The 21271-nt window shown below is 59.0% G+C and carries 21 protein-coding genes; 17 read left to right on the top strand and 4 right to left on the bottom strand.

Annotation, left to right across the window (positions count from 1 at the left end; all coding sequences use genetic code 11):
• Positions 1–320 precede the first annotated feature (320 nt).
• The 13 genes from ACJ8OK_RS05105 (at position 321) to uspE (ending at position 13442) form a co-directional block, all read left to right on the top strand.
• Positions 321–1574, top strand: coding sequence for an ABC transporter substrate-binding protein (locus ACJ8OK_RS05105; protein ID WP_442530416.1), 1254 nt, complete (start codon positions 321–323; stop codon positions 1572–1574).
• Positions 1575–1652: 78 nt separating this feature from the next.
• Entirely contained in the window at positions 1653–2594 is a 942-nt protein-coding gene (locus ACJ8OK_RS05100; RefSeq protein WP_025302955.1) for a carbohydrate ABC transporter permease, read from the top strand.
• Positions 2595–2604: 10 nt separating this feature from the next.
• On the top strand, positions 2605–3423 hold the full coding sequence (locus ACJ8OK_RS05095) for a carbohydrate ABC transporter permease (RefSeq protein WP_004938251.1): 819 nt from the start codon (positions 2605–2607) through the stop codon (positions 3421–3423).
• 21 nt (positions 3424–3444) lie between these two features.
• The gene (locus tag ACJ8OK_RS05090) at positions 3445–4557 is read left to right on the top strand and encodes an ABC transporter ATP-binding protein (protein ID WP_004938255.1); all 1113 of its coding nucleotides are present in this window, start codon (positions 3445–3447) and stop codon (positions 4555–4557) included.
• Between the two features lie 20 nt (positions 4558–4577).
• Positions 4578–5861, top strand: coding sequence for a Gfo/Idh/MocA family protein (locus ACJ8OK_RS05085; protein ID WP_033632950.1), 1284 nt, complete (start codon positions 4578–4580; stop codon positions 5859–5861).
• An 18-nt stretch (positions 5862–5879) separates the two neighbouring features.
• Positions 5880–6785, top strand: a complete 906-nt coding sequence (locus tag ACJ8OK_RS05080; protein WP_033632949.1) for an ROK family protein — start codon at positions 5880–5882, stop codon at positions 6783–6785.
• 334 nt (positions 6786–7119) lie between these two features.
• A complete protein-coding gene (agaR, locus tag ACJ8OK_RS05075; protein ID WP_021503775.1) occupies positions 7120–7890 on the top strand; it encodes a transcriptional repressor AgaR in 771 nt (256 codons plus the stop codon).
• A 26-nt stretch (positions 7891–7916) separates the two neighbouring features.
• Positions 7917–9083: an SIS domain-containing protein gene (locus ACJ8OK_RS05070; RefSeq protein ID WP_442530415.1), complete on the top strand. Its 1167-nt coding sequence runs from the start codon at positions 7917–7919 to the stop codon at positions 9081–9083.
• A gap of 9 nt (positions 9084–9092) precedes the next feature.
• Positions 9093–9947 (top strand): tagatose bisphosphate family class II aldolase, encoded by an 855-nt coding sequence (locus ACJ8OK_RS05065; RefSeq protein WP_033632947.1) that lies wholly within the window; start codon positions 9093–9095, stop codon positions 9945–9947.
• Between the two features lie 305 nt (positions 9948–10252).
• Positions 10253–10564 carry a hypothetical protein gene (locus ACJ8OK_RS05060; protein ID WP_015377982.1) on the top strand — a complete coding sequence of 104 codons (312 nt, stop codon included), beginning with the start codon at positions 10253–10255 and terminating at the stop codon, positions 10562–10564.
• Positions 10565–10783: 219 nt separating this feature from the next.
• Positions 10784–11308, top strand: coding sequence for a methylated-DNA--[protein]-cysteine S-methyltransferase (gene ogt, locus ACJ8OK_RS05055; protein WP_004938274.1), 525 nt, complete (start codon positions 10784–10786; stop codon positions 11306–11308).
• 280 nt (positions 11309–11588) lie between these two features.
• A complete protein-coding gene (locus tag ACJ8OK_RS05050; protein WP_004938278.1) occupies positions 11589–12353 on the top strand; it encodes an FNR family transcription factor in 765 nt (254 codons plus the stop codon).
• Positions 12354–12479: 126 nt separating this feature from the next.
• Entirely contained in the window at positions 12480–13442 is a 963-nt protein-coding gene (gene uspE / locus ACJ8OK_RS05045) for a universal stress protein UspE (RefSeq protein WP_442530414.1), read from the top strand.
• A 55-nt stretch (positions 13443–13497) separates the two neighbouring features.
• Here uspE and pntB read toward each other — a convergent pair whose 3' ends face one another.
• The 3 genes from pntB to ACJ8OK_RS05030 all read right to left on the bottom strand — a co-directional run bounded on the left by pntB (position 13498) and on the right by ACJ8OK_RS05030 (position 16851).
• Positions 13498–14892, bottom strand: coding sequence for a Re/Si-specific NAD(P)(+) transhydrogenase subunit beta (gene pntB, locus ACJ8OK_RS05040; RefSeq protein WP_033632945.1), 1395 nt, complete (start codon positions 14890–14892; stop codon positions 13498–13500).
• Between the two features lie 10 nt (positions 14893–14902).
• Positions 14903–16432 (bottom strand): Re/Si-specific NAD(P)(+) transhydrogenase subunit alpha, encoded by a 1530-nt coding sequence (gene pntA / locus ACJ8OK_RS05035; RefSeq protein WP_004938288.1) that lies wholly within the window; start codon positions 16430–16432, stop codon positions 14903–14905.
• A gap of 149 nt (positions 16433–16581) precedes the next feature.
• Positions 16582–16851 carry a hypothetical protein gene (locus tag ACJ8OK_RS05030; RefSeq protein ID WP_139792486.1) on the bottom strand — a complete coding sequence of 90 codons (270 nt, stop codon included), beginning with the start codon at positions 16849–16851 and terminating at the stop codon, positions 16582–16584.
• 118 nt (positions 16852–16969) lie between these two features.
• On the opposite strand from ACJ8OK_RS05030, the gene ydgH reads away from it, so the two are divergent.
• From ydgH to ACJ8OK_RS05010, 4 genes are all read left to right on the top strand, one after another.
• Positions 16970–17920, top strand: a complete 951-nt coding sequence (ydgH, locus tag ACJ8OK_RS05025; RefSeq protein WP_004938291.1) for a DUF1471 family protein YdgH — start codon at positions 16970–16972, stop codon at positions 17918–17920.
• A gap of 244 nt (positions 17921–18164) precedes the next feature.
• The gene (locus ACJ8OK_RS05020) at positions 18165–19556 is read left to right on the top strand and encodes an amino acid permease (protein WP_442530413.1); all 1392 of its coding nucleotides are present in this window, start codon (positions 18165–18167) and stop codon (positions 19554–19556) included.
• Between the two features lie 215 nt (positions 19557–19771).
• On the top strand, positions 19772–20257 hold the full coding sequence (locus ACJ8OK_RS05015; protein WP_033632943.1) for a hypothetical protein: 486 nt from the start codon (positions 19772–19774) through the stop codon (positions 20255–20257).
• A gap of 31 nt (positions 20258–20288) precedes the next feature.
• Entirely contained in the window at positions 20289–20684 is a 396-nt protein-coding gene (locus tag ACJ8OK_RS05010; protein ID WP_004938299.1) for a pyridoxamine 5'-phosphate oxidase family protein, read from the top strand.
• A 101-nt stretch (positions 20685–20785) separates the two neighbouring features.
• Here the strand turns inward: ACJ8OK_RS05010 and ACJ8OK_RS05005 are convergent, their stop codons facing one another.
• The gene (locus ACJ8OK_RS05005) at positions 20786–21196 is read right to left on the bottom strand and encodes a hypothetical protein (protein WP_033632942.1); all 411 of its coding nucleotides are present in this window, start codon (positions 21194–21196) and stop codon (positions 20786–20788) included.
• Positions 21197–21271: the final 75 nt, after the last annotated feature.

Below are 21271 nucleotides of genomic sequence, written 5' to 3'. Positions count from 1 at the left end.
TCACAAAAATGAAAGAAGCTGAAGCTTGCACAATAAAAATATTTTTAATCCCCATTATGGTGCAAAGGTTATCAGTTATTCCTATGCCTGCGAAGGCCGCTAAATGCCGCGCCACCGGGGATAAACCCCGCCAAAAGGTTAATGAAATGTGAACGAAAGCGCCTTTCATTTGGCCGTGAAAGCCTTTCGATTTTAACAACAACGAAACATTGTCGCCCCATTTTTGGGCGTTTGGGGGTGTATTGACACATTGAAAGTTAAGGGATAGAAAGAATTTACGTTGCGAAAAACGCTATTCGTCGCTCACCGAGGGGAAAGCAATGTCACCGATAAAAAATACCGGCCGCCTGCTGGCGCATTCTATTCTTGCCAGCGCATTATTATTACCTACGCTGCTCCATGCCGCAGATAAAATAACTTTACGCTATGCCGTTTGGGACAGAAACCAATTACCCGCCGAACAGGAGATTGCCAAGCGTTTTGAACAGGCTAATCCGGATATAAGAATAGAAATAGAATTAACTCCCTCGGCGCAATATTTCGTTAAATTAGATTCCGCCGCTGCCGGCGGCGTAGCGCCAGATATATTCTGGATCAATATGCCTTATTTTGTGCAGTACGCCAAAAACGGCATTATGGAGCCGTTGGCGCCCTATATTAAGGACAGCGGCCTTAAACTGGACGACGTGGTCGCCAGCTCGGTGAAAGCCTATCAGTACGACGGCCAACAGATGGCCATCCCGCGCGACGTCGATTCCATCGCCGTGTGGTACAACAAAAAACTGTTCGATCAGGCCGGCGTCAGCTATCCCACCAGCGACTGGAGCTGGGACGATCTGAAGAGCAAAGCCGCCGCGCTGAAAAACGGGCTGAAAGGCGCCGCCTTCCCGCTGGTGATGGACCTCAGCATCGACGGCCAGGACAGCTACATGAACCTGCTGTTCCAAAACGGCAATCACATCGTGCCCAAGGATGGCCAGCCTACCGACATCGCCAACGACAAGTCCATCTGGGTCTATCAGCAACTGCAGGGCATGATGAAAGACGGCCTGATGCCGAGCGCCCAGCAGATGAGCGAAGTCAAAACCGAGAATATCTTCCAGTCCAACCGCGCCGCGATGGTCTATGCCGGCTCCTGGCTGGCGGCGCCGTTCGCCAATAACCCGCTGATCAACGACCACATCGGCGTGGTGATGATGCCCAAAATTGAACGCCAGTCCGGCGTGGCCCACAGTTTGGCCTTCGCCATGTCGGCGAAAAGCGCCCACAAGCAGGCCGCCTGGAAATACATCGCCTTCATGAGCAGCGAGGCCTCACAGGCGGAGCTGGCCAAGGTGGTGATCCCGGCCAACAAGACGGCGGCCAAAGTCTGGGCGCAGCAGATTCAGAAAGTCGACGTCTCGCCTTACATCCAGACCCTGGAAGTGACCCAGGCTTACCCCACCGCCGGCACCAATACGCCGAAGTGGCAAAACATGTGGATCGCCAGCCTGAAGAAGATCTTTATGGGCGCGGACGCCAAACAGGAAATGGACAAATCGGTCAAGAAGATCGCGCGCGTCATGGAGCAGTAATCGCCCCGCCGCGGCGCGCTGCCCCGAGCGCGCGCCGCGGTGGACCCACGCTGAACGTCATAGGTGAGGAATGGCAACATGTCGCTGGCAGAAACGGCTACGGTCACCCTGAAACCATCCCGGCGCACCGCCCGCCCCGCGCTCAATCGGCTCGAACGCGCCGAACGCTTCTGGGGCTGGGTGATGATCCTGCCGCTGCTGTTGGGGGTGACGGTGTTTTACCTGATCCCCTTTTTGCAGAACATTTTCTACAGCTTTACCGATCTGAACCAATTCATGCGCTGGAGCAGCATCAGCGTCGATAACTATCTCAACCTGTTTGAAGACGACGACTTCTACACTGCCGCCGCCAACACCCTGTTTTACGTGGTGGTCTGCGTGCCGATCAGCCTGAGCCTGTCGCTGCTGCTGGCGATTGGCCTCAACCAGAACATCCGCGGCAAAGGCCTGCTGCGCACTCTGCTGTTCCTGCCGGCGGTCACCATGCCCGCGGCGGTGGCCATGGTGTGGCAATGGCTGTTCAACAAGGATTTCGGCCTGATCAATCAGGCGTTGGGCCTTCTGCACATTGCGCCGGTCGCCTGGCTGTCCGATCCGGACGTGGTGCGCATCAGCGTGTCCATCATCATCATCTGGTCGTCGCTGGCGCTGAAAATCATCATTTTGCTGGCCGGGCTGCAGAGCATTCCGCGCCAGCTGTACGAAGCGGCGGACATCGACGGCATCGGCACCCTGCGGCGCTTCTTCTGCATCACGCTGCCGATGATGGTGCCGACGCTGTTCTTCGTGTCGGTGATGAGCTTTATCGAGATCCTGCAAATCTTTGACGTGGTGTTCCTGATGTTCGACCGCGCACTGGTGGAGAACGACGTGATGACCGTCACCAACCTGTTCTACAAGTACGCGTTTTACCTGCAGGAAAAAGGTTACGCCTCCGCCATCACCGTGGTGCTGTTCGCCGTCACGTTGGTGATCACCCTGATTCAAATGGCGATCGGCAAGCGCCTGAAAGTCAGCTGAGGAGCTGCACATGAACGCAAGCAAGAAAACGCTGGTGTACCTGTTTATGGGGCTGGCGGCGCTGGCCTCGGTGGTGCCTTTTATCTGGATGCTGGTGACCTCGCTGAAAACCCAGGCCGAGAGCATTCAGATCCCGCTGACGCTGCTGCCGGCGCATCCCAGCCTGCAGGCCTACGGCCGGGTGATGCACGAAATCCCGTTCGCCGGTTTTTATCTCAACTCGCTGCTGGCGACCTTCTTCACCGTCACCCTGCAGATGGCGATCGCCACCCTGGCCGCCTATGGCTTCTCGCGCCTGCATTTTCGCGGCCGCGACGCGGTGTTTCTGGTGTGCGTGTCGATCCTGATGGTGCCCGGACAGGCGTTTCTGATCCCGCAATTCCTGGTGGTGCAGAAGCTGGGGCTGGTCAACAGCATCACCGGGCTGGTGCTGCCGGGCATTTTCAGCGTTTACGCCACCTTTCTGCTGCGCCAGTTCTTCCTGGCGGTGCCGAAGGAGATGGAGGAAGCGGCGTTGATCGACGGTTACAGCTACTTCGCCATCTTCTGGCGCATCATGCTGCCGCTGATCCGGCCCGGCATTATCGCCTGCGTCATCATCAACGGCCTGTGGAGCTGGAACAACCTGATGTGGCCGCTGATCGTCAATACCACCACCGAGAAGCTGACGCTGCCGGTTGGACTGGCCTCGCTCTCCAGCCGCGCCGGGGTGGAATACCCGTTGCTGATGGCCGGGGCGCTGATGGCGGTGATCCCGATGCTGATGCTGTTCATTATTTTCCAACGCTATTTCATCCAGGGCATCGCCAGCGCCGGGGTGAAAGGCTAACGCGCAGACAAGGTAAACGACATGGCCGGAATTCAGTTAAATAGCGTTAAAAAAGTGTACCCCAACGGTTTCCACGCGCTGCACGGCGTCGATCTGGACATTGAGGATGGGGAATTTATGGTGTTCGTCGGCCCGTCCGGCTGCGCCAAATCCACCCTGCTGCGGATGATCGCCGGGCTGGAGAGCGTCAGCGAGGGGCAGATCCTGATCCACGATCGCTGCGTCAACGACAGCATGCCGAAGGATCGCGGCGTCGCCATGGTGTTCCAGAACTATGCGCTGTACCCGCACATGACGGTGTACAAGAACATGGCGTTCGGCCTGATCGGCAAAGAGAGCAAGGCCGAGATCGACCGCCGGGTGCGCGACGCGGCGGAAAAGCTGGAGATCACCAATCTGCTGCAGCGCAAGCCGGGCCAGCTCTCCGGCGGCCAGTGCCAGCGGGTGGCGGTCGGCCGCGCCATCGTGCGCAAACCCAAGGTGTTCCTGTTCGATGAGCCGCTGTCCAACCTCGACGCCAAGCTGCGGGTGTCGATGCGCGTGCAACTGATCGAACTGCACAACCAGCTGAAGCAGGAAGGCGCCGCTGCCACCATGGTGTACGTCACCCACGATCAGGTCGAGGCGATGACCATGGGCGATCGCATTTGCGTGATGAACCGCGGCGCCATCATGCAGGTGGATAAACCGATCAACCTGTACCACCACCCCGCCAACCGTTTCGTCGCCGAGTTTATCGGCAGCCCGTCGATGAATTTGCACGATCTGGCGATCGTGCGCGACGGCCAAACGGTGCGGCTGCGTATCGGCCTGCAGCACCAGCTCGATCTGCCGCCTGCGCTGCAACGGCAATTGGCGGACTACCCGCATGCGCGGGTGTGTCTCGGCATCCGGCCGGAGTCCTTGCGGCTGTGCGCGCCCGGCAGCGCCAACTGTTTCCCGGCGCAGATCGTCACTATCGAGCGCATGGGCAACGAAGAGCTGCTGCACTGCGAACTGGCCGATCTGCGCTTCGTGCTGCGCATGGCGTCGCTGCCGGATTGGGAGCCGCGCCTCGGCGAAAACATTCATCTGGCATTCGATCTGACGCGCGCGCATTTGTTCGACGAGCTCAGCGGCCAAAACCTCAAATAACAACAGCGGAGTATCCAGCAATGTCGTCAACACAACCCAACAGCTTTGCCCATCGCCCGGTGCGGGTGCTGGTGGTCGGCGCCGGGGCGCGCGGTGAAATCTACTCGCGCTATGCGCTGGCGCATCCCGATTTGATGCAGGTGGTGGCGGTAGCGGAACCGCGCGACGCCTACCGCGAGCCGTTCGTGGCGCAGCATGCCATCGTGCCGGAAAACGTCTTCACCGACTGGCGTCAGGCCGCCGGCGCCGGCAAGCTGGCCGACGCGGTGCTGATCTGCACCCAGGATCAGATGCACCTCGAACCGGCGCTGGCCTTCGCCCGCCTGGGCTACGCCATGTTGCTGGAAAAACCGCTGTCGCCGGACGCCGACGAGTGCCGCGCCATCGTCGCCGAGGTGACGCGCCAAAAGCTGATCTTCTCGGTCGGCCACGTGCTGCGTTACACCCGCTATACCCAAAAGCTCAAGCAGCTGCTGCGCGACGGCGCGATCGGCGACATCATCAGCCTGCAACATTTGGAACCGGTCGGCTACTGGCATCAGGCGCACTCCTTCGTGCGCGGCAATTGGCGCAACGATCGGCAGGCCGCCTTTATGCTGCTGCAGAAATCCTGCCACGACATCGACTGGATCCGCTACGTGATGGAGCAGCCCTGCGAACAGGTCAGCTCCTTCGGCAACCTGCGCCACTTCCGCCAGGAAAACCAACCGGCCGGCGCGGCGGACAACTGCCTGGATTGCGCGGTAGAGGCAAACTGCCCCTATTCCGCCAAACGCATCTATCTGGGCGACAATCACAAGGCCACGCCCGGTTTTCTGCGCGTGCTGACGCCAGAACCCGACCAGACGACTCTGCGGGCGGCGCTGCGAGACGGGCCTTACGGCCGCTGCGTCTACCGCTGCGACAATAACGTGGTCGACCATCAGGTGGTCAACATGCAGTTCGCCGGCGGCCGCACCGCGTCGTTCACCATGACGGCCTTTACCCGCCACGAAGATCGGCACACCCGCATCTTTGGCAGCCGCGGCTGCCTGGAGGGCGACGGCCGCCATATTCGCATCACCTCGTTCCTCGACGACGGTGAAACGCATTACGACACCGACGCCGGCCAGGATCTGCACGCCATGGCCGGCCACGGCGGCGGCGACTACTACCTGATGCAGCACTTTATCGCGGCTATTCGCGCCAACGATCCGAGCCAGGTGCTGGCCGGCCCGGCGGAAGCGCTGGAGAGCCATCTGATGGTGTTCGCCGCCGAACGCGCGCGCCGCGAGGCGGCGGTGATCGCCCTAAGCGGAGCCTAAAGCATGGCGATGAGAGAGATGCGTTACGGCTTCGACATCGGCGGCACCAAAATTGAAATGGCCGCTTACGATCGCCGGTTCAATCAGGTGCTGCTCCAACGGGTGCGCACCCCAACCGGCGATTACGGCGAGTTCGTGGCCTGCATCGCCGGGCTGGCCGAGCAGGCGGATCGCAAACTGCACACGCGCGGCAGCATCGGCATCGGTTTACCGGGGATCACCGATCCCGTCAGCCGCCGCCAGTTAGCGGTCAACGTGCCCTGCCTGACCGGCCATTGCCTGGCGGATGACCTGACGCAGGCGCTGGCGCGACCTATCGCCATCGAGAACGACTGCCGCTGCTTCGCGCTGTCGGAAGCCAGCACGCCGCAAACCGCGCACCTGCCGCTGGTGTTCGGCGCCATCATCGGCACCGGAGCCGGCGGCGGCCTGGTGGTGAACCGGCAACTGCACAAGGGGCGCAGCGGCGTGGCGGGCGAATGGGGTCATATGCCGATATCGGCCCAGTTGGCGCAGCGTTACGATCTGCCGCTGTTCAGCTGCAACTGCGGGCTGACCGGCTGCTTTGAACGCTACGTCTCCGGCAGCGGGCTGCTGGCGCTGAGCCGCCATTTCTCCCATCCGGCCGCCGACGTGCCGGCGCTGGTCGCCTGCTATCGTGCCGGTGATGCGCTCGCACAACAGCTGATGACCATGTACGTCGACATCCTGGCCAGCGCGCTGGCCGGCTTACAGCTGCTGCTGGACGTCGATGCCTTCGTGCTGGGCGGCGGGCTGTCCAACGTCGGCGAGCTGTATCGGCTGTTGCCGCCGGCGATGCGGCGCTGGCTGCTGCCGGGCGTGGAACCGGCGGCGGTGTTCCCGCCGGTGCACGGTGACAGCAGCGGCGTGCGCGGCGCAGCGCTTTTAAGCGCGCCGGCATAAAAAAAAACAGTGAAAGCCCGGCGGTTGTCGAGCGATCGCTGCGGCTTTCGGCATCGATGGACTGAATGAATAAGCGCTGGGAATTGGCGACTGAAAAATAACGAATTTGCCGTTTTCACTTTGCGTTAACACCGCTTTCGGTTGCCGCTCAATCGAAAGCAAAATCAAATATAACCAACTGATAGATATAGATATTTTAAAATTAATCGATTGCATTTCAGTGTTTCGTTTGCTGTAATTCGCCACGAACAACTGAAAGCGCTCCGGTCGGTATCGCTGCGGCTTATTAAGCCGCGGTCGGGCACGGCTACAGGTAAATCAGGAGTCTGCATTAATGATCAATACCGCAAAACGCCGGGAATTAATTATCGACCAGCTGTGCCGCGAGGGCACGGTGCGCGTGGAGCAGCTTAGCCAGCAGTTTTCGGTGTCCAGCGTCACCATCCGCAGCGATCTGCGCCAGCTGGAAAAACACGGCTGCGCGGTGCGCGCCTACGGCGGCGCCATGTTGAATAAACAGTTCGCCTTCGACCGCCCGCTGCAGGACAAGGGCCGCATCAATCGCGACGTAAAACACGCCATCGCCTGCGCGGCGGCGGCGCTGATTGAAGACGGCGACGCCATCATCCTCGACTCCGGCTCCACCACCAGCCAAATGGCGCCGCAGCTGGCGGGGAAAAAGGATCTGGTGGTGATGACCAACGCGCTCAACATCGCTTTCGAACTGGCCAACAACGAGCAGATCGACCTGATGGTGGTCGGCGGCAGCGTGCGCCGCAAAGCCTGGTCGCTGTACGGCCCCGCCGCCGAACAACAGCTGCGCCAGTATCGGTTCGACAAGCTTTTTCTCGGCGTCGACGGCTTCGATCTCGCGAGCGGCATCACCACGCCGGATCCGGGCGAAGCGCAGCTGAACCGGGTGATGTGCGAGGTGGCGCGCGAAGTCATCGCCATCGCCGACGCCAGCAAATTCGGCCGCACCAGCTTTTGCATGATCCGCGACATCGGCCAGATCCACCGCCTGGTCACCGACAGCCGCATTCCTGAACACTATCTGCAGGCGCTGCACCATTTAGGGATCGACGTGATTATCGCCGACCGTTAACCGAGGCTTTTTAAGGAGCTGTCATCATGAACGCGTATTTCTCTTACGAGACGAATTGGCTGAAGCAGCGCAACGCCTGGCTTACCGCCGCAGAAATTTGGCAACAGCCGGATTTGTGGGCGACGCTGCATCGCCAACTGCAGGATCAACAGGCGCAATGGCAGCCGTTCCTGGCGCCGCTGCTGGCCAATCCGCGCCTGCAAATCGTGCTGTGCGGCGCCGGCAGTTCGGCATTTGCCGGCCGCGCCCTGGCCCCCTGGCTGCGCGAACGCACCGGCCGCGACGTGGTGGCTTACGGCACCACCGATATTGTCGCCAACCCGCTGCAGTATCTCGACCCTGACCGGCCGACGCTGCTGGTCTCCTTCGCCCGTTCGGGCAACAGCCCGGAAAGCGTGGCGACGGTGGAGCTGGCCGATCAATTGCTGCCGGAAAGCTATCATCTGATGCTGGTGTGCAACCCGGACAGCCGGCTGGCGCAGTACGCGCATCAGCGTGGCAACGTCTGCTCGCTGGTAATGCCGCAGGGCGCCAACGATCAGAGCTTCGCCATGACCTCCAGCTTCAGCTGCATGATGCTGAGCGCCGCGCTGCTGCTCGGCCCAACGTCGCTTGAGGCCGCCCAGGCGCCGTTGAACGCCATGGTGCAGCGCTGCCGCACACTGCGCGAAACGCTGCAGCCGCAGGTGAAGGCGCTGGCCGCCAGCGGTTTCCGCCGTTATATCACCCTCGGCGGCAGCTGCTTTACCGGCCTCGCCGAAGAGGCTTCGCTCAAGATGCTGGAGCTGACCGCCGGCCGCATCGTTACGCGCTACGACTCGCCGCTCGGCCTGCGCCACGGCCCGAAATTTATGGTCGACGGCCAGACATTGGTGGTGCTGATGTTCTCCCACCACGACTATGCCCGCCAGTATGACCGCGATCTGTGGAACGAGCTGCAGCGCGATGGGCAGGCGATGCAGCTGGTCGGGTTGACCGGTGAACGCCAACCTCTCGCCGATGCCCTGCTGCATATGCACGATGCCGCTGACGATATCTGGCTGCTGTTCCCGTATCTGCTGTTCAGCCAGATGCTGGCCTTCGAGAGTTCGCTGGCGCTGGGGCTGACCCCGGATAACCCCTGCCCGACCGGCGAGGTCAACCGGGTGGTGAAAGGCGTGACGATTTACCGTTTTCCTTCCCTCGAGCCGTAAGGAGATCCCATGTATCTGATAGCCAACCGAGACATGCTGCTCAAGGCGCAGCGCCAGGGTTACGCCGTTCCGGCGTTTAACGTCCACAATCTGGAAACCGTGCAGGTGGTGGCGGAGACCGCCGCCGAGCTGCGCTCACCGGTGATCATGGCCGGCACGCCCGGCACCTTCAGCTATGCCGGCACCGACTACCTGATCGGCATCTGCCAATCGGCCGCGCACCGCTACGATCTGCCGCTGGCGCTGCATCTCGATCATCACGAAGAACTGGACGACATCGAGCACAAGGTAAAAAGCGGCATTCGCTCGGTAATGATCGACGCTTCCCACTTGCCGTTTGAACAGAACATCGCCAAGGTGGCCGCCGCGGTCGCCCTGTGTCACCGCTACGGCGCCAGCGTGGAGGCGGAGCTGGGTCGCCTGGGCGGGCAGGAAGACGATTTGATCGTCGATACGGCGGACAGCTTCTATACCGATCCGGCCGCCGCGCGCGAGTTTGTCGCCGCCACCGGCATCGACTCACTGGCGGTGGCGATCGGTTCCGCCCACGGCCTGTACCACGGCGAACCGAAGCTGGACTTCGAACGCCTGGCGCTGATCCGCGAACAGGTGGACGTGCCGTTGGTGCTGCATGGCGCCTCCGGCATTCCGGAAGCAATGGTCAAGCGCGCGATCTCGCTCGGCGTTTGCAAGGTCAACGTCGCCACCGAACTGAAAATTGCCTTCGCCGATGCGGTAAAAAGCTACTTTTCGCAGCACCCGGACGCCAACGATCCGCGCAAATACATCGTCCCCGGCAAGCTGGCGATGAAAGAAGTGGTGGCGGAAAAGATCCGCATCTGCGGCAGCAGCGGCATGCTGTAATCCCGCTCTCGCCCCCGTTGCTGCGGCCGCGCAACGAGGGCGAAAACGGCTGCCATTGCCCGACTTTCCTGAGAGAACGATCACAGCCTGTTATCCCGCCCGCGCCTGAAATCATTAACCGGTCTTCACTATGATCCAAATCATGGTTTTACTCATCCTACCTCCCTATTATCAAATTCATTGAATGCGGGCAGTAGGATTTTTGCCCATTCGTTTTTATTTCGCCAGACGAAATAGCTTATTTTATGAAAACAAGCGCGCTTGTTTTTTAATTGGCAGTGTTTTTACTCTGAAAGGAACAGCGTATGAACCATTACTTAGCCGTATTAAGCGCATTGGTCATTCTGCCCTTCGCTCTGCAAGCAAAACCGCTTTCCGGCAGCCAGGTCGCCTCTGGCGTCGTGCGCTTCACCGGCGCCATTACCACACCGGCCTGCACCGTCAAACATCAGGATGAAAAGCTTATCTCCAGCTGCTTCGGTAAAGTGACGGAATATCAGAACGGGTATATATCCTCTTCGTTAAAAGAGATGCCAAAAGAATTAGTTTCTGCCGTCAGCAGTGAGTTGGTGAATAACGATCCCCATTTAAAGCGCGTGACTATCAGCTATAAGTAAGCACAAAGCGTTACTGCCTGCTGAAATAATAAACAAGACGCAACTTGTCTTGATGACTTATAAATTTATTTTATAAATTTATCGCACAATAACTCCCCGCCTTACCGTAAGCCGGCTATTCGGGCAACCCTGCGGTTGCCCATCATCATGTCCGAAATCCGCCATCGCTCCCTCCCATTTCATGCGATAATCGCCACACTAAACTGAGGAGTGAGCCAGATGCAGACTTTTTTGATTGATCGTACCGCCACGCCGGTGGGAGAACTGGTGCTGATTGCCGATGAACAGGGGCGCCTGCGGGCGATCGACTGGACCGATCACGAAGCGCGCCTGATGAAGCTGCTGAACACCCACTACCGCGCCGATCGGTTTACCCTGCGCGAACAGCGCGATCCCAGCGGGCTGACCGACGCCATGCAGCGCTATTTCGCCGGGGAACTGAGCATTATCGATCGGTTGCCGGTGATGACCGCCGGCACCGAGTTCCAGCGCACCGTCTGGCAACAGCTGCGCCAAATCCCCTGTGGCGAGATCCTGACCTACGGCCAGCTGGCGCAACGCATCGGCCGTCCGACCGCCTCGCGCGCCGTCGGCATGGCCAACGGTTCAAATCCGATCAGCATCGTGGTGCCCTGCCATCGAGTGATCGGTTCGCAGGGCGCGCTGACCGGCTATGCCGGCGGCGTACAGCGCAAGCAGTGGCTGCTGCAGCATGAAGGCTACCTGCCGAAAAGTTTGCTGTAGCCGCTGCGATCGGCTTATCCAGCGCCATTGTTTGGCGCTGCTTAATAAAGCACAGTGCCCAACGCCGCGCTCGTGCCCGCAGGGCACTATTAATAACTTGTGTGAATAAAACGCATAAGTCACAAATAATACTCATAACTTCAGTCCGATACAGAATAATCGGCGGCATGTGTGCGCAAAATTCGCACACAATACCCCTATTCATGCTAATGCCACCCTTATCAGCTGCAGCAAAAGATGTTAAAATTGACTCATATCAATTATTGAATGAGCGTAATCTATGATCCCGGAAAAACGCGTGATTCGTCGTATCCAGTCTGGTGGTTGTGCGATCCATTGCCAGGACTGCAGCATCAGCCAGCTGTGCATTCCTTTCACCCTCAATGCTCACGAGCTGGACCAGCTCGACAACATTATCGAGAGGAAAAAGCCCATCCAGAAAGGCCAGACCTTGTTCAAGGCCGGCGACGAGCTGAAATCGCTGTACGCGATCCGTTCCGGGACCATCAAAAGCTACACCATCACCGAGCAAGGTGATGAGCAGATCACCGGCTTCCACCTGGCGGGCGACCTGGTAGGCTTCGACGCCATCGGCGGCCTGAAGCATCCGAGCTTCGCTCAGGCGCTGGAAACCTCGATGGTGTGCGAGATCCCGTTCGAGACCCTCGACGATCTGTCCGGCAAAATGCCGAACCTGCGTCAGCAAATCATGCGGTTGATGAGCGGCGAGATCAAAGGCGACCAGGACATGATCCTGCTGTTGTCGAAGAAAAACGCCGAAGAGCGCCTGGCGGCGTTCGTTTACAACCTGTCGCGCCGCTTTGCGGAGCGCGGCTTCTCACCGCGTGAGTTCCGGTTGACCATGACCCGCGGCGACATCGGCAACTACCTTGGGCTGACGGTGGAAACCATCAGCCGCCTGCTGGGTCGCTTCCAGAAAAGCGAAATCCTCAGCGTGAAAGGCAAATACATCACCATCGAAAACGCCGACGCGCTGTCGGTGCTGGCCGGTACGCCGCGCATCAACGTGACCGTCAACGCCTGATCCCCCCGCCGGATCAACATTTCACCGAAATTGTTGATCCGGCACGCTTCCGTTGTTGTTCTGTTTTTCAATGTTGGGTTACTCTGTAAATTAACAGACTGTTGATTTCAGCTGTAAGGAGGCCCTATGGCGAAGTATCAGAATCTTCTGGTGGCTATTGACCCCAATCAGGACGATCAGCCGGCATTGCGCCGCGCCGTATACCTGGTAAAACGGAACGGCGGGCGCATCAAGGCCTTCCTGCCCATCTATGACTTCTCTTACGAAATGACGACCCTGCTCTCTCCGGATGAAAGAACGGCGATGCGGCAAGGTGTGATCAGCCAACGCGCCGCCTGGATCAACGAGCAGAGCCGCTTTTACCTCAACGACGGCGTGCCGATCGAAATCAAAGTGGTCTGGCATAACCGCCCCTTCGAAGCCATCATTCAGGAAGTGCTTTCCGGTCAACATGACCTGCTGCTGAAAATGGCGCACCAGCACGACCGGTTGGAGTCGGTGATCTTTACCCCCACCGACTGGCACCTGCTGCGCAAATGCCCTTGCCCGGTGTGGATGGTGAAAGACCAGCCCTGGCCGGAAGGCGGCAAGGCGCTGGTGGCGGTCAATCTGGCCAGCGAAGAACCCTATCACGACCCGCTCAATATCAAACTGGTGCAAGAAACCGTCGAACTGGCGCAAAACGTCAACCAGACCGAGGTTCATCTGGTCGGCGCCTATCCCGTTACCCCGATCAACATAGCCATCGAATTGCCCGACTTCGACCCGAGCGTCTACAACGACGCCATTCGCGGCCAGCATCTGATCGCCATGAAGGCGCTGCGGCAGAAATTCTGCATTAAGGAAGAGTTCACCCACGTGGAAAAAGGCCTGCCGGAAGAGGTGATCCCCGATCTGGCCGAACATCTGCAGGCCGGCGTGGTGGTGCTGGGCACCCTGGGCCGCACAGGCATTTCAGCCGCCTTTATCGGCAACACCGCGGAACATGTGATCGATCATCTGAAATGCGACCTGCTGGTGATTAAACCGGAAAACTTCAACTGCCCGATCGAGGCGGATGAAGATGACGAGCATGACGACGAAGATTAACCTTCGTGCATAAAAAACGGGCCGCTAAGCGGCCCGTTTTTTTGGTTGCCCAATTCTACTTCTGCAGCGCCCGCAGAATCGCTTCCACGCTGTCTTTGGCGTCGCCGAACAGCATCTGGGTGTTCTCCTTGAAGAACAGCGGGTTCTGCACGCCGGCATAGCCGGTGTTCATCGAGCGTTTGAACGCGATCACGTTCTGCGCTTTCCACACTTCCAATACCGGCATGCCGGCGATCGGGCTGCGCGGATCTTCCAGCGCCGCCGGGTTCACCGTATCGTTGGCGCCGATCACCAGCACGGTGTCGGTATCCGGGAAATCGTCGTTGATTTCATCCATCTCCAGCACCACGTCGTACGGCACCTTCGCTTCCGCCAGCAGCACGTTCATGTGGCCCGGCAAGCGCCCCGCGACCGGGTGAATGCCGAAACGCACCTTCACGCCGCGCGCCCGCAGTTTTTCGGTGATTTCCGCCACCGGATACTGCGCCTGCGCCACCGCCATGCCGTAGCCCGGGGTGATGATCACCGAGGTGGAGTTCTTCAGCTGCTCGGCCACTTCTTCCGCCGTGGTTTCACGGTATTCGCCCATCTCTTCGGCGTCGCCGGTGGATGAACCGTCACTGCCGAAACCGCCGGCGATCACGCTGATAAACGAACGGTTCATCGCCTTGCACATGATGTAAGACAGTATCGCCCCCGAAGACCCCACCAGCGCGCCGGTGACGATCAGCAGATCGTTGCTCAGCATGAAGCCCGCAGCGGCCGCCGCCCATCCCGAGTAGGAGTTGAGCATTGACACCACCACCGGCATGTCGGCGCCGCCGATCGAGGCGACCAGATGCCAGCCGAACGCCAGCGCGATCGCCGTCATCAGCAGCAGCGCTATCACCTGCCAGCCCACGCTGTCGGTGCGCACGAACGCCACCAGCAACAGGAACGAGATCACCAGCGCCGCCAGGTTCAGCTTGTGGCGATTCGGCAGCATCAGCGGTTTGGAAGAAATGATGCCGCGCAGCTTGCCGAAGGCGACGATCGACCCGGTGAAGGTCACCGCACCGATAAAGACGCCGAGGAACACTTCGGTCAGATGGATATTCGCCATCACCGGCTCCATCGGCGCGCCGTGATCCAGGTAGCTGTTGAAGCCGACCAGCACCGCCGCCAGGCCAACGAAACTGTGCAACACCGCCACCAGCTCCGGCATTTCGGTCATCTCGACCTTCTTGGCCAGATAGACGCCGATCGAGCCGCCGATGATCATGGCGATGATGATCCAGCCGACGTTGCCGGAATCCGGCCCCAAGATGGTGGCGATCAGCGCGATCGCCATGCCGGCGACGCCGAACAGGTTGCCCTGCTTCGACGTTTCATGCCGCGACAGGCCCGCCAGGCTGAAAATAAACAAAATAGCGGCAACAATGTATGCAGCTGTAACCAATCCTCCAGACATTTGTTACCCCTTAGTTCTTGCGGAACATCTTCAGCATGCGCTGAGTGACGGTGAACCCACCGAAAATATTGATGCTGGCGATCAGCACGGCGATAAAGGAGAGGAAACTCACCCAGCCGCCATGGCCGATCTGCAGCAGCGCACCGACCACGATAATCCCTGAGATCGCGTTGGTAACCGACATCAGCGGGGTATGCAGCGCGTGGCTGACGTTCCAGACCACGTAGTAACCGACCACGCAGGCCAGCGCGAACACGGTAAAGTGCGACAGGAACTCTTTCGGCGCCGCGTCCGCCAGCCAGCCGAACAGCAGGATCGCCAGGGCCATCAGGCCATACTTCAGCCACGGCGAGGTCGGTTTAGCTTCAGGTTTGGCGGCCGGTGCGGCGGCGGGCGCCGCTTTCGGTTGGGCTGAGACCTGGATCGGCGGCGCCGGCCAGGTGATTTCACCGCTGCGCACCACGGTAACGCCGCGGATCACCGTATCGTCGAAATCGATGTCAATCTCGCCGTTTTTTTCTTTCGACAGCAGCTTCAGCAGGTTGACCAGGTTGGTGCCGTACAGCTGCGAAGATTGGGTCGGCAAGCGGCTCGGCAGATCGGTATAGCCGATGATTTTCACGCCGTTGTCGGTCACGGTAATGGTGTCAGCCACGGTCAGTTCGCAGTTGCCGCCGGTTTGCGCCGCCAAATCGACGATCACGCTGCCCGGCTTCATCGACGCCACCATCTCTTTGGTGATCAGCTTCGGCGCCGGTTTACCCGGGATCAGCGCGGTGGTGACGATGATGTCAACCTCCGCCGCCTGCGCGGCGAACAGCGCCATCTCGGCCTTGATAAAGGCTTCGGACATCACTTTGGCGTAGCCGTCGCCGCTGCCCGCTTCCTCTTCAAAATCCAGCTCGAGGAACTCCGCCCCCATGCTCTGCACCTGCTCTTTCACTTCCGGGCGGGTGTCGAAGGCGCGCACGATGGCGCCGAGGCTGCCCGCGGCGCCGATCGCCGCCAGGCCGGCCACGCCGGCGCCGATGATCATCACCTTGGCCGGAGGCACTTTGCCGGCGGCGGTGATCTGGCCGGTGAAGAAACGGCCGAACTCATGCGCCGCTTCGACGATCGCGCGGTAGCCGGCGATGTTGGCCATCGAGCTCAGCGCGTCCATCGACTGGGCGCGCGAGATGCGCGGCACCGAGTCCATCGCCAGCGCGGTGACGTTGCGCGCCGCCAGCTTGGCCATCAATTCGGGGTTTTGCGCCGGCCAGATAAAGCTGACCAGCGTGCTGCCTTCACGCATCAAGGCGATCTCGTCGTCTTGCGGCGCGTTGACTTTCAGGATCAGATCCGACTGCCACACTTCGCTTTCGTCGACCAGCGCCGCGCCGGCGGCTTCATAGGCGACGTCCTCAAAACTGGCCAGTTTGCCCGCCCCGCGTTCAATCGCGACGGTAAAACCCAGCTTCAGCAGTTGCTCCACCGTTTTCGGCGTGGCTGCGACCCGGGCTTCATTGGCCAACCGCTCTCTTGGTACACCAATACGCATAATGTTCCCTTCTCACCTGTCTTGGATGATGTTTATTATTTTCCTGCCCATAGCACGGCGCCGCCGGCGAGCGTTGCGTTAACTTGCCCGCACTGATTTCAGGCGCCAACTATAACCTACTGAAAATAAGGTCGATGATCCATAATTGCTTACGCATTCATCCCTGTTTTTACATAAAAACGCCGCGCGCGATATGACAAATCGCAATTTACAGTGAAAAAATCCATACAGAACAGCACATTCTGCGTGACAAGAGGTTTATGCCCGGCGTAACGATTTATGGCCGCGCGCGGCGTAAAAGCATAAAAGTTATCATTTTGTGAATAATTAACATTAATGACACCAAAGCCGTTATTATGGAAACTTATGACGGCGGCGCCATCCGTGCGACCCGCGTCGCCATCGGCGATTTGTCGCACGGGATAACATAAAATGCTGAGACAGTTTTCAGAATTACATGTAATAATCGACGGCTGAATTACACTTAAACAGTTCAGTACGTTATAAACGTTAATGCGCTAGGCGAAAGGATTTTTTATGAAGCTGAAGACCACGATCATCGCGTCAGCCTTGTTATCACTCACCGCGCTGTCTGCTCATGCGGCGCAAGAGTTAACTCCTGAGAAAGCAGCGGCGCTGAAGCCGTTTGATCGCATCACGATTACCGGCCGCTTCAATGCCATCAATGAAGCCGTCGACGCCGTATCCCGCCGTGCAGACAAACTGGGTGCCGATTCCTTCTATATCCAGGACAGCAACAACAGCAACAACGGCGGCAACTGGCGCGTCACCGCAGACCTTTATCATAAAGATGCGCCAGAAGTGAGCAAAACACCAAAATACCGCGTATTTAACGGCGTGAACGAACTGCCTAAAGAGGAAGCCTACCTGCTGGAGCCTTACGATACCGTGAGCGTCAGCGGCTTCTACCGCAGCCAGCCGGACATCAACGACGCCATCTCCAAAGAAGCGAAGAAAAAAGGCGCCGCTTCGTTCTTCATCGTGCGCCAGGTTGACGCCAACTCCGGCGGCAACCAGTTCGTCACCGCCTATATCTATAAGGCCGATGCGCCGAAACGCCGCGTGCAGAGCCCGGACGCCATTCCGGCCGATTCTGACGCCGGCCGCGCCGCCCTGGCCGCCGGCGGCGCCGCAGCCGCGAAAGTCGAAATTCCTGGCGTCGCGTCTTCCGGTTCGCCAAGCCGCGAAGTGGGCCGTTTCTTCGAAACCCAGTCCTCTACCGGCCAACGCTATACCGTCACGCTGCCTAACGGCACCAAGATCCAGGAAGTGAACAACGTGACCGCCGCGCAGATGGTGCCGTTCGATTCCGTCACCTTCACCGGCCACTTCAACAGCATGACCGATGTCTCCACCGAAGTGGCGAAACGCGCGGCCGAGAAAGGCGCCAAGTACTATCACGTCACCCGCCAGTGGCAGAACAAGAGCGGCGGCAACCTGACCGTCAGCGCCGATCTGTTCAAATAAAACCCGTTTTTAGGTTTACCATCGGGCAGCCCTTGAGCTGCCCGTTTTTATTGCCGCTTTTTCCATCGCGCGTTGAATAGTTTTTTGTAAATTCCGCATATTCAATCATTGCATCTCTAATCATCCCTCCGTAGAATTTGCGCCAATTTTTAGGGCTATTGTCTATTCGCGCAGTGGTTGTTAATACATTGTTGCCGCCAAGCAGTTCCCTTCCAGTTGTTTATTCTGCGTTCAGGATCCGTCATTGGAAAAAAAACTCGGTCTTACCGCGCTAACCGCTTTGGTGCTCAGCTCGATGCTGGGCGCCGGCGTGTTCAGTCTGCCGCAAAACATGGCGCAGGTCGCCAGCCCCGCCGCGCTGCTGCTGGGTTGGGGGATCACCGGCGTCGGCATTCTGTTTTTGGCATTCGCCATGCTGTTGCTTACGCGTTTGCGTCCGGATCTGGACGGCGGCATCTTCACCTACGCCAAAGAAGGATTCGGCGAACTGGTGGGCTTCTGCTCCGCCTGGGGTTACTGGCTGTGCGCCGTGATCGCCAACGTCTCGTATCTGGTGATCGTGTTCGCGGCGCTGAGCATTTTTACCGATCGCGGCGGCAACGTTATCCTCGGTGACGGCAATACCTGGCAGGCGCTGATCGCCGAATCCGCCCTGCTGTGGATCGTGCACGCGCTGGTGCTGCGCGGCGTGCAAACCGCCGCCAGCATCAATCTGGCGGCCACCCTCGCCAAACTGTTGCCGCTGGGGATGTTCGCCGTTCTGGCGGCGATTGCCTTTAAAATGGACGTGTTCACACTGGATTTCAACGGCATCGCCCTCGGTAAACCGGTGTGGGAACAGGTCAAGGACACCATGCTGATCACCCTGTGGGTGTTTATCGGCGTGGAGGGCGCGGTGGTGGTTTCCGCCCGCGCCCGCAATAAGAAAGACGTGGGCCGCGCCACTATGCTGGCGGTGCTGTCGGCGCTGGCGGTGTATCTGATGGTCACGCTGCTGTCGCTGGGCGTGGTGCCGCGCAGCGAACTGGCCGAGATGCGCAATCCGTCAATGGCGGTGCTGATGGTAGAACTGATCGGCCCGTGGGGAGACGTGCTCATCGCCGCCGGCCTGATCGTTTCCGTGTGCGGCGCCTACCTGAGCTGGACCATCATGGCGGCGGAAGTGCCGCTGCTGGCCGCGCAGCACGGCGCGTTTCCGAGCGTGTTCGGCAAGCAGAACCGCCATCACGCCCCGTCCTCTTCGCTGTGGCTGACCAACATCGCGGTGCAACTGGCGCTGGTGCTGATTTGGCTGACCGGCAGCAACTACAACTCGCTGTTGACCATCGCGTCAGAGATGATCCTGGTGCCTTACTTCCTGGTCGGCGCGTTTCTGTTCAAGGTGGCTTACCGCCGCCGCGACAAACGCCTGATCTTCGCCGCCACCGGCGCCTGCGTCTATGGCCTGTGGCTGCTGTATGCTTCCGGGCTGATGCACTTGCTGATGTCGGTGCTTCTGTATGCGCCAGGGCTGTTGGTGTTCATGTATGCCCGCCGCGGCCATCGAGATATCAATCTGCTCAATCGCCTGGAAAAAAGCAGCATCTTCTTGCTGCTGGTGGCCACGCTGCCTGCCGGCTGGTTTATGTTGCACTAAAATCGCCTGCCCATGCGGCTGCCCGTCAGCCGCATTTCATTTGCTCGTCCTTCCTCTTACCCCGCTCCCCGTGATTAATCCGTCAGTGGCTTCGCTTGCGATCTCAAATGCAATTAATTATCATTATCAATTGTGATTGACGGTATGGCTCGAGCGCCCCCTGCCGAGAGGCGTCAGGAGGCGGGTTTAGACAGGCTGAAAATGGAAGGCATTTCATGGCTGAAAAACTGCTGCACGCATTACCCTTGTTTGCTGCTTGGGAAGCACGGATCGCCGAGGGCAACACGGCATTCAATCAGCAGCGCGATCGCCTGGCGATGGCGCGCTATCAACAGGCGCTGGAGGGGGCTCAGGCGATCATCGCCGAGAAGCCCTGGCTGAATGCGGAATATACCGCCAGATTTGAAGCGCTGAATATTTTCGAGTCTGCCCTTGCCGCGCTGATCGTCACGTTCAACAACATTACCCATCTGCGCCTGCGGCAGAAGCCTCTTCGCGGCGTCGAGCTGCATGTTCATCAGGCCCGAGTCGCTATCGAGCAACTGTTGGACGATACGTCGCTGTGCGAACAGATGCAGCAGATCGCCGAACGGCACCTGCTGCGTTTCAGGATTGAAACTCTGCACTTGCTGCGCGAACACCGGCTGCCGGAAACCAGCGTCTGCGCGCCGGCGGCCAACGCTTCCGCTACCTTGCATTAAAAGTGACACACCAATCTGAGGGTCATCTGTAATGAATGAATTGAATGACGAGATGAAGAAGATGCTGGCTAAACAGCTGCCTGTGCAGGCGACCAGCAGCCCGAACGGCGTTCCCGATATCGGCCCCAAGCGCTCTTTGCGCCTCTATGATGACCGTACGCTGATTTACAACGAAAATACCGGTGGCCAAACGCTGAAAAACATCAAGGCCGGCTCGAAAATGGCCGTGGTGATCATCGATCGCGAAGCGCTGGACGGTTACCGCTTCGTTGGCACGCCCGAACTGTTTCTGGCGGGCAAGCCGTTTGACGATGCATTGACGTTTGCGGAAAAAAATGGGATGAAGCCGCCGAAGTACGCGGTGTTAATTCATATAGACAGTATTTATACCCTGCGCTCCGGCCCGAATGCCGGGACCCAGCTCTAGACGCCGGCCGTCATGCGGCGTGAGACATCACGTTCATGGTTAGGCCATCTCGGTAAGTCAATTGCCTAACCATGAACGGGCGGCCGGGTCGGTACACCCGGTCAGCTTTTAGGGGGAATGGTGATGGTCATGCGCTCACCCACCAGGGCGATCGCAATGCCTTTCTCGCACTCTTTTTGAATGGCCGCCAGCTGTTGCGCTTCCAGCGCATAGGGCAACTGAATATCAAACACCGTCAGGCCCTGCTGCTGCGCCAGGTCAATCAGGCGCACGATATTGGTTTCATCGCTGACCTGTGTCGACACCACTTGCAGCGCCAGCTCTTTCAACTGCTCTTTGCGCGTTTGTGACGTGGTCACGCGCGATTTCAACACCATGCCGAAGATCGGCATCACACCATAAATAGCATCAACAAAGCGCCAGTGCTTCCTGCACGATGCGGACAGAAAATCCATATAGTCGAAACAGATTTTCTCACTGCGCGCGATAGATGCAAGGTGATTGCTGTTCATCCCCTCATTCCTCTCATGGCCAGTGTTAACCCGTGGTCTTTCAAGCCGCCGCCGGGCGGCAACCTGAAACGCATT

This window comes from Serratia sp. CY71090 (assembly GCF_052166845.1).
Classification (GTDB): Bacteria; Pseudomonadota; Gammaproteobacteria; order Enterobacterales; family Enterobacteriaceae; genus Serratia; species Serratia nematodiphila.
The sequence above is the reverse complement of the archived record's forward strand: the minus strand, read 5'-3'. Positions and strand labels throughout refer to the sequence as shown.

Coding starts and splice junctions, on each gene's coding strand:
- ACJ8OK_RS05065 (WP_033632947.1), top strand. CDS start 9,093: ATGTATCTGATAGCCAACCGAGACATGCTGCTCAAGGCGCAGCGCCAG.
- ACJ8OK_RS05105 (WP_442530416.1), top strand. CDS start 321: ATGTCACCGATAAAAAATACCGGCCGCCTGCTGGCGCATTCTATTCTT.
- ACJ8OK_RS05005 (WP_033632942.1), bottom strand. CDS start 21,196: ATGAACAGCAATCACCTTGCATCTATCGCGCGCAGTGAGAAAATCTGT.
- pntA (WP_004938288.1), bottom strand. CDS start 16,432: ATGCGTATTGGTGTACCAAGAGAGCGGTTGGCCAATGAAGCCCGGGTC.
- ACJ8OK_RS05070 (WP_442530415.1), top strand. CDS start 7,917: ATGAACGCGTATTTCTCTTACGAGACGAATTGGCTGAAGCAGCGCAAC.
- ACJ8OK_RS05015 (WP_033632943.1), top strand. CDS start 19,772: ATGGCTGAAAAACTGCTGCACGCATTACCCTTGTTTGCTGCTTGGGAA.
- uspE (WP_442530414.1), top strand. CDS start 12,480: ATGGCGAAGTATCAGAATCTTCTGGTGGCTATTGACCCCAATCAGGAC.
- ACJ8OK_RS05085 (WP_033632950.1), top strand. CDS start 4,578: ATGTCGTCAACACAACCCAACAGCTTTGCCCATCGCCCGGTGCGGGTG.
- ACJ8OK_RS05095 (WP_004938251.1), top strand. CDS start 2,605: ATGAACGCAAGCAAGAAAACGCTGGTGTACCTGTTTATGGGGCTGGCG.
- ogt (WP_004938274.1), top strand. CDS start 10,784: ATGCAGACTTTTTTGATTGATCGTACCGCCACGCCGGTGGGAGAACTG.
- ACJ8OK_RS05090 (WP_004938255.1), top strand. CDS start 3,445: ATGGCCGGAATTCAGTTAAATAGCGTTAAAAAAGTGTACCCCAACGGT.
- ACJ8OK_RS05080 (WP_033632949.1), top strand. CDS start 5,880: ATGCGTTACGGCTTCGACATCGGCGGCACCAAAATTGAAATGGCCGCT.
- ACJ8OK_RS05010 (WP_004938299.1), top strand. CDS start 20,289: ATGAATGAATTGAATGACGAGATGAAGAAGATGCTGGCTAAACAGCTG.
- ACJ8OK_RS05100 (WP_025302955.1), top strand. CDS start 1,653: ATGTCGCTGGCAGAAACGGCTACGGTCACCCTGAAACCATCCCGGCGC.
- ACJ8OK_RS05050 (WP_004938278.1), top strand. CDS start 11,589: ATGATCCCGGAAAAACGCGTGATTCGTCGTATCCAGTCTGGTGGTTGT.
- ydgH (WP_004938291.1), top strand. CDS start 16,970: ATGAAGCTGAAGACCACGATCATCGCGTCAGCCTTGTTATCACTCACC.
- agaR (WP_021503775.1), top strand. CDS start 7,120: ATGATCAATACCGCAAAACGCCGGGAATTAATTATCGACCAGCTGTGC.
- pntB (WP_033632945.1), bottom strand. CDS start 14,892: ATGTCTGGAGGATTGGTTACAGCTGCATACATTGTTGCCGCTATTTTG.
- ACJ8OK_RS05060 (WP_015377982.1), top strand. CDS start 10,253: ATGAACCATTACTTAGCCGTATTAAGCGCATTGGTCATTCTGCCCTTC.